The sequence below is a fragment of the Paenibacillus oryzae genome (assembly GCF_001675045.1).
Taxonomy (GTDB): Bacteria; Bacillota; Bacilli; order Paenibacillales; family Paenibacillaceae; genus Pristimantibacillus; species Pristimantibacillus oryzae.
Genome location: NZ_LYPA01000056.1, coordinates 58,650 through 72,877 on the forward strand (window position 1 = coordinate 58,650; position 14,228 = coordinate 72,877).

The 14,228-nt window shown below is 51.7% G+C and carries 14 protein-coding genes and 1 pseudogene; 1 reads left to right on the top strand and 14 read right to left on the bottom strand.

Translation table 11 applies throughout. From position 1 onward, the window contains the following. The first annotated feature begins 161 nt into the window (after positions 1–161). On the top strand, positions 162–683 hold the full coding sequence (locus tag A7K91_RS12760; protein WP_068683257.1) for an LOG family protein: 522 nt from the start codon (positions 162–164) through the stop codon (positions 681–683). 90 nt (positions 684–773) lie between these two features. Here the strand turns inward: A7K91_RS12760 and A7K91_RS12765 are convergent, their stop codons facing one another. From A7K91_RS12765 to A7K91_RS12830, 14 genes and pseudogenes are all read right to left on the bottom strand, one after another. Continuing rightward, positions 774–1,160, bottom strand: coding sequence for a VOC family protein (locus A7K91_RS12765; protein WP_068683259.1), 387 nt, complete (start codon positions 1,158–1,160; stop codon positions 774–776). 84 nt (positions 1,161–1,244) lie between these two features. Beyond that, positions 1,245–1,964 (bottom strand): SDR family NAD(P)-dependent oxidoreductase, encoded by a 720-nt coding sequence (locus A7K91_RS12770; RefSeq protein ID WP_068683261.1) that lies wholly within the window; start codon positions 1,962–1,964, stop codon positions 1,245–1,247. 336 nt (positions 1,965–2,300) lie between these two features. Next, positions 2,301–3,647 carry an LLM class flavin-dependent oxidoreductase gene (locus tag A7K91_RS12775; protein ID WP_068683263.1) on the bottom strand — a complete coding sequence of 449 codons (1,347 nt, stop codon included), beginning with the start codon at positions 3,645–3,647 and terminating at the stop codon, positions 2,301–2,303. Between the two features lie 45 nt (positions 3,648–3,692). Next, positions 3,693–4,403 carry a GNAT family N-acetyltransferase gene (locus tag A7K91_RS12780; protein WP_082967437.1) on the bottom strand — a complete coding sequence of 237 codons (711 nt, stop codon included), beginning with the start codon at positions 4,401–4,403 and terminating at the stop codon, positions 3,693–3,695. A 2-nt stretch (positions 4,404–4,405) separates the two neighbouring features. Then, on the bottom strand, positions 4,406–4,897 hold the full coding sequence (locus tag A7K91_RS12785) for a DinB family protein (RefSeq protein WP_068683330.1): 492 nt from the start codon (positions 4,895–4,897) through the stop codon (positions 4,406–4,408). A 129-nt stretch (positions 4,898–5,026) separates the two neighbouring features. Next, positions 5,027–6,289: an amidohydrolase gene (locus A7K91_RS12790; RefSeq protein ID WP_068683265.1), complete on the bottom strand. Its 1,263-nt coding sequence runs from the start codon at positions 6,287–6,289 to the stop codon at positions 5,027–5,029. Beyond that, positions 6,286–7,296 carry an LLM class flavin-dependent oxidoreductase gene (locus tag A7K91_RS12795; RefSeq protein ID WP_068683332.1) on the bottom strand — a complete coding sequence of 337 codons (1,011 nt, stop codon included), beginning with the start codon at positions 7,294–7,296 and terminating at the stop codon, positions 6,286–6,288. The genes A7K91_RS12790 and A7K91_RS12795 overlap by 4 nt, the downstream gene beginning before the upstream one ends. Before the next feature lie 34 nt (positions 7,297–7,330). Continuing rightward, positions 7,331–8,083, bottom strand: coding sequence for an amino acid ABC transporter ATP-binding protein (locus tag A7K91_RS12800; protein ID WP_068683267.1), 753 nt, complete (start codon positions 8,081–8,083; stop codon positions 7,331–7,333). Next, positions 8,080–8,790: an amino acid ABC transporter permease gene (locus tag A7K91_RS12805; protein ID WP_068683269.1), complete on the bottom strand. Its 711-nt coding sequence runs from the start codon at positions 8,788–8,790 to the stop codon at positions 8,080–8,082. Before A7K91_RS12805 ends, A7K91_RS12800 begins: the two co-directional genes overlap by 4 nt. After that, complete coding sequence (locus A7K91_RS12810) at positions 8,787–9,482, bottom strand: amino acid ABC transporter permease (protein WP_068683271.1); 696 nt, start codon at positions 9,480–9,482, stop codon at positions 8,787–8,789. Before A7K91_RS12810 ends, A7K91_RS12805 begins: the two co-directional genes overlap by 4 nt. Positions 9,483–9,509: 27 nt before the next feature. Beyond that, on the bottom strand, positions 9,510–10,337 hold the full coding sequence (locus tag A7K91_RS12815; protein ID WP_068683273.1) for a transporter substrate-binding domain-containing protein: 828 nt from the start codon (positions 10,335–10,337) through the stop codon (positions 9,510–9,512). A 141-nt stretch (positions 10,338–10,478) separates the two neighbouring features. Then, a complete protein-coding gene (locus A7K91_RS12820; protein WP_068683334.1) occupies positions 10,479–11,369 on the bottom strand; it encodes a LysR family transcriptional regulator in 891 nt (296 codons plus the stop codon). A gap of 189 nt (positions 11,370–11,558) precedes the next feature. Beyond that, positions 11,559–12,131, bottom strand: a pseudogene (locus A7K91_RS12825) (alpha/beta hydrolase); the annotation flags it as partial. A gap of 118 nt (positions 12,132–12,249) precedes the next feature. Then, the gene (locus tag A7K91_RS12830; protein WP_082967438.1) at positions 12,250–13,986 is read right to left on the bottom strand and encodes a methyl-accepting chemotaxis protein; all 1,737 of its coding nucleotides are present in this window, start codon (positions 13,984–13,986) and stop codon (positions 12,250–12,252) included. Positions 13,987–14,228 lie beyond the last annotated feature (242 nt).

A 14,228-nucleotide genomic window follows, 5' to 3' on the forward strand; every position in this document is an offset into this window, starting at 1 on the left:
GAATACTCACGCCCAATCGCTTGGCAGACTTTGCAAACATTCGTTCTGTACTTCACGCTTCTGGAGGAGTAAAATAGTTGGGGTTGGATGGTACTCGGAAAACATAGCCAGTTGTGCAGCATGCTGTAGGCTAAAGCTTAATTGGAAGAGGAGAATGTAACTTGAACAACATAGCCGTTTTTTGCGGGTCGAGCGAGGGCCTATCGCCGGTTTACAAGGAAAGCGCCATAGCGCTGGGGACAGAGCTGGGCAAACGCGGGTTAACGCTAGTATATGGAGGCGCCAACGTAGGCCTTATGGGCGCGGTTGCGGATGCTGTCCTTAATGCCGGGGGAAAGGCGATCGGCATTTTACCGCGATTGCATGAGAGAAAAGCCAGAATGGCTGAACTCGCGGATGCCTTTATAGCGATGCCGGGCGGTCCAGGCACCCTTGAAGAATATTTTGAAATATTCACATGGGGACAGCTGGGTCTGCACACAAAACCGTCCGGTTTATTAAATGTCAATCACTATTTTGACTCGCTTATAGACATGTTCAATACAGTTGAACGTGAAGGGTTTATGGCGTCCAAATATCGCTCAATGGTGCTTGCAGACACCACGGCGAGCGGCTTGCTGGAGCAATTCGCCGCTTACACGCCTCCCGGGATAAAAACCTATCTCACGGAGCAGCGCACATAACCTCCGGCTTATTGCAAAAGGATAAAATAAGGAGCCTTTCATTCCGCGGATATCGGGGAATGTAAAGCTCCTTTGCTTTAGGTAGTCTTATCAGGCTTCATTACTTTCCATGACGGCAAAATAATTGTCTTCGAAATCTGCAAAGTTAAATACTCTTCCTCCGGGCAATTGAACAATGTCTCCGACCTTAATCTCTTTTTCCTTCAAGTTGGCGTGCAATTGATCAAACTGGTCGCTAATAAACATAAGCGAAGGGGTGCCAAGCGTGACGCCAGGGGACATTCTGGCAACAAAATCCTTGTTGTAAAGCATGATGCTGGTTTCCGCGCCATTTGCCGGACCAATTTCGATTCCTCTGTGCTCCTCTTCCTTGTCCCGATCCGCGATAATGCGAAAGCCCATTATTTCTGTCCAAAACTGAGCCGCCTTGTCCTGATCGTTGACGTAAACCATGATTTGTCCCACTTTTTGAATCATTTTATCCAGCCCCTTTATGTTGGAATGGGTCACCGTTTGGGTACACGCCCTAGTATAACACGCTTGCCCCGCTTTCAATAACGGCTAAGCATTGGAGTCACTCATCGCGGGCACATGGATTTCCTTGACGCAGGCCGCGCGTGACAAGCTGGTCACGCATTTGACGATGGAGACCATGTCCTGAACCGGAATCCGCGTTCCTCCGTATTCCTCTAGTGCCTTGTCCGCCCCATCCACAAACGGAATTTCGGCTGCAAGCTCTCCGGGGTTAATACAGGTTACGGCTATGCCGTCCTTGCGGACATGCTCGCGCAGAGCGCTTGCTATGCCTCTAAGCCCAAATTTGGAGGCTACAAAGGAAACCTGCGTGTTGCCTGTATTTTCCAATCCCGCGGTTGAGCCAATCAGCGCTATTTTACCATTTCCCGACAAACGGACATTGGGAAGCAATGCCTGAATACAAGTTATCGTTGAAGCCATATTGACATGAATAAGGTTTGCAATATCGGCCGGGTCATCCTTTTCAAAATCATAATGCTCCTCGAACCCTTCCTTCTCCCATATGCCTACGTTATAGATCAAGACATCAACCGGCCCGCCATCCAGGGCGGCCGCAATCATACCCGCAGCCCAAGATTGCGACAAATCCGCAGAAATCCATTTACGATCTACGCCATCCTGCACGGCCAAGCTGTCCGGCTTGCTTCGGGAAACAATCCATACTGTATCTCCCGCTTCCGGCAACCCTCTAACAAACGCGTCTCCCAATCCTTTGCTTGCGCCAAAAATGATATATGTTTTCATCATCGTCTCCTTGAAAATATAAATGTATATAAGTTCAACTAAATAATGTTGCTAGGTGGGCTAGGCCGCCGTGAGGAAGGTTCTTCCGATCGCAGTTGTTTCCAGATTTCTTGATTGTATACGTATAATGTTGAAATCTGAAAACACAAGCGAACGCTTCGCTTCTCCAGAACCATCCTCACTTTGGCCTGCCACTGCCAATTTTTTTGTTGAACTTATATATAACGCTGGAACACCAGTCCAGTATACTATAATCATGCCTGCAACAAAAAAACGCATAAAAAAGCACCGGGTATTGCCGCGATTTATAACGGCTTGCCTCCCGGCGCTTCCTATTCAAATAGCTGATTCAGTTTCCCGTTGCAGAGGTTTTGCCGCATTACGGTTAAGCGGGAAGGGCAAGCCCAAATTCCCTCGAAGCGTATCGGACTCATATTCCGTGCGGTAGATGCCCCGTTCCTGAAGAATCGGAATGACGTAATCCACAAAATCGTTCAAGTCGTTCGGAATGTGGGTGTGAACGATGAATCCGTCGCTCGCTTCAGCATCGTACCACTGCTGAATCGTATCTGCGATTTGCTCCGGCGTGCCTATAAAAGCGCTGCGCGGCGTCGCCGTCTCCAGCGCAACCTGACGAAGAGTTAATCCAAGCTCCTTGGCCCGGCTTTTAATTTTATCCGTGCCGCTGCGGAAGGAGTTTTTGCCCAAATCGCCAAGCTCAGGGAACGGGGCGTCAAGATCATATTGTCCAAAATCATGATGCTCAAAAAAACGGCCAAGGAAGTTCAGCGCGTTTTCGATGGAAACCAGACTCGCCAGCTCCTGATATTTACGCTCCGCCTCTTCTTCCGTTTTGCCGATGATGGGAGCAATACCTGGCAAAATAACGATATCATCGCCCGAGCGCCCTTCCTTCGCTGCCCGTTCCTTCACATCGCGGTAAAAGGCTTTGGCCTCCTCTATTGTTTCTTGCCCGGTGAACACGGCGTCGGCCGCCTTGGCAGCCAGCTGCTTGCCCGCCTCCGACGAACCCGCCTGGAAAACAACCGGCTGCCCCTGCTTGGAGCGCGCGATATTAAGCGGGCCAGCGACCGAAAAGTGCTTGCCTTCGTGGTTGAGGCGATGCAGCTTTTCCGGGTCAAAAAATACGCCGGATTCCTTGTCGCGCACAAAAGCGTCATCCTCCCAGGAATCCCACAGCCCGCGTACGACATCCAAATATTCCTCCGCGATTTCGTAACGCTCCCCATGCGAAGGATGGTTTTTCCGGCTAAAATTGCTTGCCGAGCCCTCAAGCGGCGATGTCACCAGATTCCATCCGCCGCGCCCGCCGCTAATATGGTCCAGCGAGGCGAATTGACGCGCTACATTAAAGGGTTCGCTATAGGAGGTGGACAACGTGCCGACCAGACCGATACGGGATGTTACCGCCGCAAGCGCGGACAGAATCGTCAGCGGCTCAAACCGGTTCAAAAAATGCGGAATCGACTTTTCATTAATGTATAATCCGTCCGCGATAAAAGCGAGATCAAACTTGCCGCGCTCCGCCGTCTGCGCCTGGCGCTTGTAGAAATCAAAGCTTACGCTTGCGTCCACAGGCACATCGGGATGCCGCCAGCCGGAAATGTTGCCGCCTACGCCATGAATAATTGCACCCAGTTTAAGCTGTTTTCTTTTTCCCATTATAAAAACCTCCCGTATGATTTTGTGATGCGCCGTTATCCCTTCCTATTGCAAAAACGAAGCGTTCGCCAGCTGCAGGCGATAGCTTTTGACCAGCACCTCGCCCGACATAAACTCCTTATCATAGGCACGCTCAAAGCCTAACCGCTCATAGAGTCGGACGGCTGAATCCATCATGTCCGATGTGTGCAGATGAAGAGTAGACGCCCCGCTGTCCCGGGCGATTCTGGCGCTTGCGGCAATCAGCTCCGTGGCAACGCCAGCCCCTCGCGCTTTGCGGGAGACGCCCAGCAGCCGTATGATCGGGGATAGAATGCCAAGCCCGGGGTTGCCATATGCCTTTTCGGAGGATTCGAACAAAAAGACGCTTCCTACCACCTCGCCATCCAGCTCTGCCACTAGCCTTGCGCTCGTTGGCGCGGCGTCAATGGCTTGAATAATGCTGTCCTTATATTCCATCCACCGCGCTTCGGACAACGTTTGTTCATACTGTCCATATGCGTCAATAAGCACGTCCTGGAGAACTTGCCGATCCTCAGGGACAGCCTCCCGAATGAGAAGATGGCGGCGCGTATTGGCACGATACTCTGTTTGCTTTGTTTTCTCTGTTTGCTTTGTTTTCTCTGTTTTCTCAGCTTGCACTGGCTGCCCTATCTTCTCTGTTTCTACTATCTGTACCGTTTGCACTATCTGTACTGTCCGCCCTATCTGCTCTGTTTGCTCCGCTTTTCCTTCTGCAGCTTGCGCCTCTCCCATACCTACACCTGCTTTCCTGCGGATTGTTGCTTGATTCTGCGAATCTGGTTTAAGTGACTCTGCACATGGGATACAAATGCGGGAATAATTGCCGCGATTTGAATCGGCTCACCTTTGGCGTTAATGCCGCTCCTTTGCCAATCCACCTCGCTTAAGCGCCCAAGCAAGCCGGCATTGTAGCGCACCAAAGCACGGGCGGCTGTCAGCAGTTCGCTTATGCTCTCCTCATTGGCCCTTTGTCCCGCAACCCAGCTATCCTGATCAAAGGCGGGAAGCCGGTTAGCCGAACCTGCCAAAATATCGCGAATCCGAAAAGAAACAACAATACTGTGGTCAACCAGATGGGCAAGCACCTCCGTTATGCTCCAGGATTGGGGCGAAGCCTTCCATTTCACCTGTTCCACCGACAAGCCTTCTATTTCCTCCTCGATGTCGTCATAGACATGAAGGTAGGACAAAATCGCTGACTCCGCTGTCGCTGCTGCATTTCCCATCAAAACCGGCTCCTTTTTCTCAATTTTCAGACAAATAAAGCTTGAAAAGCTCTGGAGGAGCGCTTCTTCGTAAGCCAATGCTTTTCTCCAGAACCCTTCACACTCAGGCTTAAAGCTGTTTTTTTCAGTTTAACTTAGCTTCGTCAACGCATTTTCAGCAATCGCCGCAAGCAAACTAGCGGTTCCCGGCAGCGCCGATTCATCCAAATCGAAGGCGGGATGATGCCACTGAAACGGCCCGTCTGTGCCAACAAAAAGGAAGGCTCCCTTTGTCTGCTCCAGGTAAAAGGAAAAGTCCTCTCCGGCGGGCGACACCTGCGGCTTTACAACCGTTAACCCCTGCTCTTTGGCGGCTTCAGCGGCAACGTCTGCCCAAAACTCGTCATTATGGACGGCCGGAGGGCCATCCAGCCACTTTACTCTGGCGGTTGTGCCAAACGCAGCCGCCACTCCTGCCACTACGCCTTCAAAACGTCCCTTGACCGCTTGCCGAACCTCGCTTGTAAAGGTGCGAATGGTTCCATCAAATACGGCCTTTTCCGAAATAACATTCCAGGAGCTTCCGGCATTCAGCCTGGTTACGCTAATGACCGCGCTGTCCAAAGCGCTCACATTGCGGCTGACGATGGACTGAAGCGCCGTAATGATATGCGAAGCCGTCACGATGGGATCGATTCCGGCCTCTGGAACCGCGGCATGAGTGCCCACACCGTCCACCTCTACGACAAACCCGTCGGCAGCCGCCATAAGCGGGCCGCCGGTGATGCCAATAGTACCCACTGGCAAATCCGGTTTGTTATGGATGCCGAAGATGGCGTCCACTCCCTCAAGCGCTCCGCGTGCAATGAGCTGCTGCGCGCCCTTCGCTTTCTCCTCCGCCGGCTGGAACAGCAATCGGACAACGCCCGGCAGCTCGTGCTCCCGCTCCTTCAGCAAAAAAGCGGCTCCCAGCAACGCGGCGGTATGAAAATCGTGGCCGCAGGCATGCATCACACCATCAACCCGTGAAGCAAAAGGCAACCCCGTTTCCTCCTGTATAGGCAGCGCATCAATGTCCGCCCGGAGCGCCACGACCGGCGCAGCGTTATGCTCTCTCTCTTTCGTTTCTCTGTCTCTTGCTGCGCCGGGCGCGCTTTTGTCTTTGCCGCTTCCTGAATTGCCCGGGCCGGCAGCCGCTTCGCCCTTGTTAATATTTTCTGCCTCTCCGCCACGGCCGCCAAGCTCCGCAACTACGCCTGTCGGCAGCCCGTAATCCAAGATGCGAATTCCGGCTTCGGCCAGCCAGCCCTTGATCGCCTCCGTTGTTTCGTATTCCTGAAAGGATAGCTCCGGCTTCTCATGAAGCTGCCGCCTGATAGCTACCAGCTTCGCTGCAAATGGTTCTCCGGTCATACCAATTCCTCCGCAAAGGCCTCTTTAAGCAGGGTAAAGGAATGAACGCGTTTTTTGAAATCGGGCACAATGGTTGTAAAAATAAAGCTCTCTACCCCATACTCCTCCGACAGCTCAAGCAGCCGCTTCCGCACCGTCTCCTTGGTTCCGCGCGTGATGTCCGCATCCCGCTCAACTGCCGTATAGTCTTCACCCGCCTGTCTTGCAAATTCCTCGGCCTGCTCCAGCGTGTTGACGTTTACGGTTTTGCCGCTGGCGAGCGTCACGCGGACGCTTTTGTGCTGTCCCGCGAGTTCGTTCGCCTCCTCCTCGGTATCCGCCGCGATGACTGACAGAGCCAAAATAGGCTGCGGTTTCCTTCCAAACTCACGGTTAAAGGTCGACCGGTAAAGCTCCAACGCCGCCAGCGCCGTTTCGGGATCATTGTTGATAAACAGCGCAAACGCATAAGGAAGCCCGCGTTTTGCCGCCAGCTCCGCGCTGGATACACTTGTGCCCAGCACGTAGACAGCCGCCGGCTGCTCCGGAAGGGGATGTGCGGCCAATCCAGGCAGGTAATGGGATTCGCCTGTTTCCGAATGCAGAAGAACGTTTAATTCATCCAGCTTTTCCTCCAGCGTCTCCGGCTCCGCAATCCCCTTCTGCAGCGCCTTTGTGGAACGCGGCAAGCCGCCCGGCGCCCGGCCGATGCCAAGCTCAACCCGTCCCGGAGCCAGCGTGGCAAGCACATTGAAGTTTTCGGCTACTTTGTAGGGACTGTAATGCTGAAGCATGACGCCGCCCGACCCGATTGCGATTCGTTTGGTCTGCGCCAGCAAATAAGAAACCAGCACCTCGGGCGAGGAGCCTGCGGCTCCGGCAGAGTCATGATGCTCCGAAACCCAGAAGCGTTCATACCCCAGCGCCTCCGCAAGCTGAGCCAGCTTTACCGTATTGCTTAATGCCTCCGCCGCCGTGTAGCCCGGAAAAACGATGCTTTGATCCAATATGCCCAATGTAAAAGCCATTCCGTCCATCTCCTTCTTCTCCCGTTTCACGATCTTATATAGAATAGCCGGCTTCCGGCGTAATCCGTTTTAAGAACTGTTGGGTGCGCTCCTCCTTGGGATAGCGGAACAGCTGCTTCGGTTCCCCTTCCTCCACAATGACTCCGCCGTCCATAAACACAACGTGATTAGCAACCTCCTGCGCAAAGCCCATTTCATGGGTCACGATAATCATCGTGATGCCTTCCTCCGCGATCTGGCGAATAACGGACAATACTTCGCCGACCAGCTCGGGATCAAGCGCCGAGGTTGGTTCATCGAACAATATAACCTCGGGATTGAGTGCAAGCGCCCGGGCAATGCCGACGCGCTGCTGCTGCCCGCCCGACAGCTCGCTGGGATAAGCGTTCAGCTTGGCTCCAAGCCCTACCTTTTCCAAAAGAGCGATGCTGCGCTCCCGCGCTTCGGCTTTGGATACCTTGCGGACAACAACAAGGCCCTCCATTACATTTTCCAGCGCGGTTTTATGACGGAACAAGTTGTATTGCTGGAATACCATCGCCGATTTTTGCCTCAGCGCATGAACATCCTTTTTGCCGTGCTGTCTGCAATTCAATTTAAAATCGCCGATGGAAATAACGCCGGAGTCCGGCTTCTCCAAATAATTGATGCAGCGCAGAAGCGTCGTTTTGCCGGAGCCGCTTGGCCCAAGGATGGCAACAACCTCGCCCCGATTCACCTTCAGGTCGATTCCCGACAGCACCTCGTTTTTGCCAAAGCTTTTTTTTATTCCACTAAGTGCAATCATGATACGCCTCCCCGGCTATACGCCTTGAACCGCTTCTCGGCCAGCGCGCTCAGCCTTTCAATTCCAATTGTCAGGCCCCAATAAATAAGAGCCGCAGCCAGATAAGCCTCGAAAAATTTCCAGTTTGTTGTCGCAACAATTTGTGCTTTGGCGTTTATTTCGACTACCGATACTGTAAAAGCTAGCGATGAGCCATGCAGCATGCCGATCAGCATGTTGGAGATATTGGGCAGGCTGGCCGCAAAGGCTTGCGGCAGCACAATCCGCAATAGCGCCTGCGGCCCCGTCATGCCGATGGAATAAGCAGCCTCCAGCTGTCCCCGGTCCACGGCGAGCAAGCCCGATCTGACTACCTCCGACGCATAAGCGCCTGCCGTAATCGAAAAGGACAGGAAAGCAAAAACAATCATGGGAATGGAGGCCGAACGGAAGCCAAAACCAAGCGCTTCCGCAGCAGCGTCCAGCAGCATGGGCATGCCGAAATAAATCAGCAGCAGATGGGTAATCATCGGCGTGCCGCGAATAAAGGTGACATACGCCGCGCCTGCCTGGCTCAACACCGGAACCCGGAACTGCCGTGCAAGCGCGACGGCCGTGCCGATCAGAAAACCGCATAGAACAGATACCGCCGTAATGGCAAGCGTAACCGGAATGGCATCCAGCAGTTCAACAAACGCGGTCCAGATAAAGGAAACATCCAGCTTCATAGACTCGCCAGCCCCCTCTTCTGCACTCTCTGCTCAAGCAGCCGGAGCAGCCTCTCCAGCACAAAGCTGACGATAAAATAGATAGCTGCCAGTGAAATGTACGCTTCAATAAGATGCCGGGATACAACCGCAAGCGTAGACGCTTTGCCCGTCAGCTCCATGACGCCAACGCTGAAGGCAAGCGAGGTGTCCTTCAGGCTGGCAATAATCAGATTGGAGAAAACCGGCAGCGCCGTAGCGAACGCCTGGGGCAGCACGATGCGGACAAAGGCTTGCGGCCCTGTCATGCCCACCGCATAAGCGGCCTCCACCTGCCCCCTGTCCACCGAAGCGACGGCTGCGCGAATCATCTCCGACATAAAGGCCCCGCTATGCAGTCCGTAGGTCAGGATAACAAAATACAAGGCGGGCCAACGGGCGGCGTCAACGGCAATCAGCTTCAGCATTTCCGGCAATCCGTAATAAAACAGGAACAACTGGATCAATATCGGCGTGCCGCGAAAAAAGGAGATATAGACCTGGGATACCCGTCTCAGCACCGGAATGTTATACATTTGCGGAAGGGCCACGAGGAAGCCAACGACAAGTCCGATCGCTATGGCGCTGGCAACGATCAACAGCGTTAGCTGGATAGTCGGAAGCAGCTTAATGAAGTATTGAAAAACAAAGCTAAAGTCAAAAGTTGCTCCCATTGCTTCGGCCCGCCTTTCCTGTTGGTATTAGTTGATTTCCGAAGTCGTGTAGTCCGCTCCAAGCCATTGCTCGCTTAGCTTCTTCAGCGTGCCGTCTGCCTTGATTTCCTTAAGCGCTTCGTCCACGCGATCTGCAAGCTTCTGCTGATCGGCATCGTTTTTACGGAACATAAACAGCGTGTTGGATTCGCTAAGCGGAGGGCCAACCAGCTTCAATTCGCCTTTTGTATCAACAAGGGGAAGGGTAAAATCCGCTGCCAGGAACGCTTCTGCGCGGCCGGATGCGATCTGGGCCACCGAATCGTTTGCAGCGCCGTTCTGATACACAATATCCAGCGCATTGTCATTGGCCTTGTTATAGTTTTCCAGCAAAATCGCTTGGGCGCTTGTAGCCGTTGTCAGCACTTTTTTGCCCTTCAAATCATCGATGGAGTGAACGCTGTTATTGCCCTTTGCAACTGCGACTTTATTTTTCCAGTGCGAATAAGGCTCTTTGTTGAACAGATACTTTTGTTCGCGCTCCGGATTTTTTTCCATTTCATGGGCAACCATGTCGATTTTTTTCGTTTCCAGACTGAGCAGCAGGTTGGTGAACTCCAGCGTCTGGAATTCAAATTCGTAATCGTCCAGTCGTTTATCGATCTCTCTGACAAGCTCCACATCATATCCCGTCAATTTCCCGTTTTCGTCGATAAAGCATACATTGGGAAATTGTGTGCCTGTGCCTACGATTATTTTGACCGGCGCAGCCTCTCCGCCAGCTCCCGATGCCGATTTCGATGGACTGCCGGCTCCGCAACCTGTCAACGCCAGTGTTAATACTGCAGTAACCGTCAAAATGGACCATTTTTTCATGTGGATTCCCCCCCGCTAAGCGTTGATTTATTATTCATACAATTCACACCTGATAAGTATGAATTGTTGATGTATAAAAAATATCACCCCGGCAGGAGTGACGTCAATGGGTTTCCTTATAGATAACTTCTATATGGCAATTCAACAATCTGATGCACACCATTTTTTGCTGAATTGAACAACGGCCGCGTACAGCTCCGCATGCTCGCCAGGACAAGCAATAACATTGGTTTGTAGTGCAATACCCTCCGTTTCCGGCAGCAAAACGGGAACAAGCAGACCCTCCGCCACATCCTGGCGTACGCTCAGACTAGGCAAAAAACCAATGCCCGCCCCTCGAATAATCAATTTTCTGGCCGCTTCGGAGTTATCCGTCTGGATTCCGATATTAGGTGGCTGCTCCAGGTTCTCGAAAATCCGATGGATACGAAGCCAATCCAGCGACCCGCATTCAAAAAAAACAAGCGGCTCCTTGGCAACCTCCTCTACGGAAATATGACCATTATCCAAATGAAAAGGGTGGTCCCGATAAACATATAGCCTGATAGGATCAACATATAGGCGATGCGATTGCAGGGCGGGATGCTGAAGCTTGCGGACCAGTCCGATGTCCACCTCCTTATTCAGCGTTTTAGTTGCAATCGAATCCGAGGTGCCTGTTATAATTTTGAAGCTGGCTGCCGGGAAGCTCTCCTTTAAATACGGAATCAAGTCCGAAACCATATAATTGGCGGCTGAAATCGTACAGCCGATGCGATATTCGTTCGGCAGCGATTTTTTCTGATTTAAGTAAAGCTTTCCGGTATTGTACGTATGAAGCATTTGCTGGGCAAAGGGTAAAAAGCGCTTGCCATCCTCTGAAATCTGAACCTGCTTGCCATCGCGAATAAAAAGCTTGCAGTTTAATTCCTGCTCCAGCGTTTTAATTCTGGCCGTAACCGACGGCTGCGAAAGGAACAATGCTTCCGCCGCCTTATTAAAGCTTCCGCAATGAATCACATACACAAACGCCTCTATGTTTTCAATGTTCAGTGCATACACCCCCAACTCTTTATCATGAGTATTCAAATTGGAATTAGTGTATTTAATATACTCATCCTCCTGGAATCCTGTCAATGTTCCTATGTCGTAATCCAATGGCAGCCCTTTTGCCGAGGCTGCCCTTTTTAACAGACGGAGCTGGTTGCTTTACGCCTTTGGCTAAAAAACGCAAGCTCCAGGTTACTTCATCCCGGAAGCTTGCGTTTTTTCAACATATTGCTTCATTGTCTCAGCAATAACATCATACTGGATATCATGGATGTAATGGGAGCTGTCCACATCAACGATTTCCCTGTTTGGCATCTCCTCTGCAAAGCTCCGCTGAGCTTCCTTCCACGCCTCTGGCTTCCAGCCGGTGCCTTCCCCGTTAGAGGAAAAAATGAGAACGGGTACTTGAGTCATTTCCCCTTGTGCCACCTTCAGCGCGCTTGCTTTTACTTCCTGAAGCTCTGCCAGCATTGGTTTTGTAGCCGTTCTGCGATAAAAGACTGTCCGGTACAGCTCTTTTTCTTCATCCGATAAAGTGCCGTATTTTATTGCATCGCTTTCGGAAGCGCCGGGGAGCCATCTCGTTATGCCAAGTCGCGCTGCAACAGCGCCCAGCCGGGCTAAGGGCATATTAGCCCTATAGCTCTCGTAGGACTGGGGAACCGCCATATCCAAGCCAATGATGCTCGACACCTCTTCCGGATATTGCTGCGCCCAATACAAGGCATGAAGGCCGGACATGGAATGGGGAACAAGCACATAAGGGCCCTTGTTCGTTTGCCCTTTTTAGCTATCGCGCCTGGTTGTCTCATCTTCGCTACGTGACCAATCCCTTCTTCCATGCCTATCACTACTCTGCGCCGGCGCCTGCCTGCTTGTTCCTCTATTGCCTAATTGTAAAAGATTGCACCGATTGCTGCAATTCAGCAGCCATCTGGGACAAATTACGGAAGGAAGCCGTCATCTGCTGCATCGTTGCGCTTTGCTCCTCAACAGCTGCGGCCACCTCTTCATAGCCGGCAGTTTGCTCCTCTGTCACTCCCGAAATCTTCTGCATCGCATTGGAAATCATCTCAAAGGAGCTGTCAGCCTTATCAAGCGCGAGCTTTAAATCGTCCATTTGGCTCGAAAAGGAGGAGACTCCATTAAAGATGACATTGAAGTTATCAAACATTTTATGAATCCATACTTGACCCGTTTGAACCGCCTGATTGCCTTGAGCGATGCTTTGCAGCACACGCTTGCTCTCATGCTGCGTGCTGGAGATCAACTCCGAGATGGAGCCAGCAGCATGGGAGGATTGCTCCGCCAGCTTTTTTACCTCTCCCGCCACGACGGCAAACCCTCTTCCTTGCTCGCCGACCCGCGCAGCCTCAATGGAAGCATTTAATGCAAGCAAATTGGTTTGGTCCGCTATTTCGGTAATGATATGAATGATTTCGCCAATCTCTCTTGAACGGGAGCCAAGCTGCGTCGCCGCCTCCTGCGACTGCTCCATTTCCTGCTGGATCGCATTCATCTGGCCCAGCGTTTTCTCAACAAGCTGCTGACCGTCCTCGGATTGACCCGCCACGGCATTGGCCATCTCCTGCATAATTTTGACCTCCGCCGTCACTCTTGTCAAATCGGCATTCACCTCAACGATGGAAGCCGTGCTGTCCGCGATGGAAGCTGCTACATCGGCAACTCCTTCATTCATGCTGTTCATGGAGGTAGCCACCTGCTGAGAGCTTGCGCTCATATCATTCGCCGCATGATATAGCTGCTCGCTTGTCCCTGACACCGTAGCAGACGACTGGGAAATTTGCGCAATCAGTTTCTCCAGATTCCGGCGCATAACGCCAAAAGCCTCTCCCAGCTTGCCAAGCTCGTCATTCCGCTTGATTTCCACACGCTGCGTCAAATCTCCGGCTGCCACTTTTTCCGCTCCATGCATCAGCGCAATTACCGGCTTTGTAATGCTGCGGCTGATCAAATAGGCCACCAGCGAGCCTACGATCGCCACAGCAATCATAATAATGGTTGTAATCCAGAAAATATCCGCTTTGACCTGCGGCACTACGGATGCGTTAATATCAATTCCGGCGATACCGAAGGTTTGGCCGCTGCTATCCAGCAGAGGAATAAATATAGATTTATGAACGCCGAAGCCATCCTCATAAATGGCGCTGACCGTTGTTTGTCCGCTTTCCATCGCTTGATTGATGTCAGGGCTAAACGTGAAATCTGAACCGTAATAATCCTCGTCCCCGGTCAACACAATAATTTGCTCCCTATCCTGGAGCCGTCCCAATATAAATACGTTTTCGAGGACATTGTCATGTTTAATTTGCTCAAGACGTTCTTTAATTTTGATATAGGCGGGATGGCTTATGCTGTTGATCTCGGCGGCGTTTTCGGGAATAGAATCAAGATAACTCTTCATCTCCAAAATATTGGTTTCCAGCCTGATCGCAAACTGATCCTCCAGCTGCTTGGCCAGCTTTTGGCTAATAAAAACCTCCACCCCTGCAAATACGGCGCAAATCAACAGGACCATAGCTAACATGCTGCTTGTCATTTTTACGGAAATACGGCCAAAAAACCTTCTTTTCGTCGTTGTCTGCTCTTGCTGTCTCAATGTGTTGTCCTCCCGGTAATCTTCTTTTCGGGCTGTCCGAAAAGTCTGTTACGGTGAATAATTATTCAGCAAAACCCGTCCCTCCCGGAAAAGGGTGTCTTGGAAGCTTCAAACCTATTTGTCCGCTTTATTTTGATCCTATTTGTAGTGGATAAAAGCGGACAAAAAAACTTGCCCTCAAGACACCTTTTCCATCGGGTCCTCTCTGCTGAATATTTATTCGTTTCACTTGACTTTTGGGA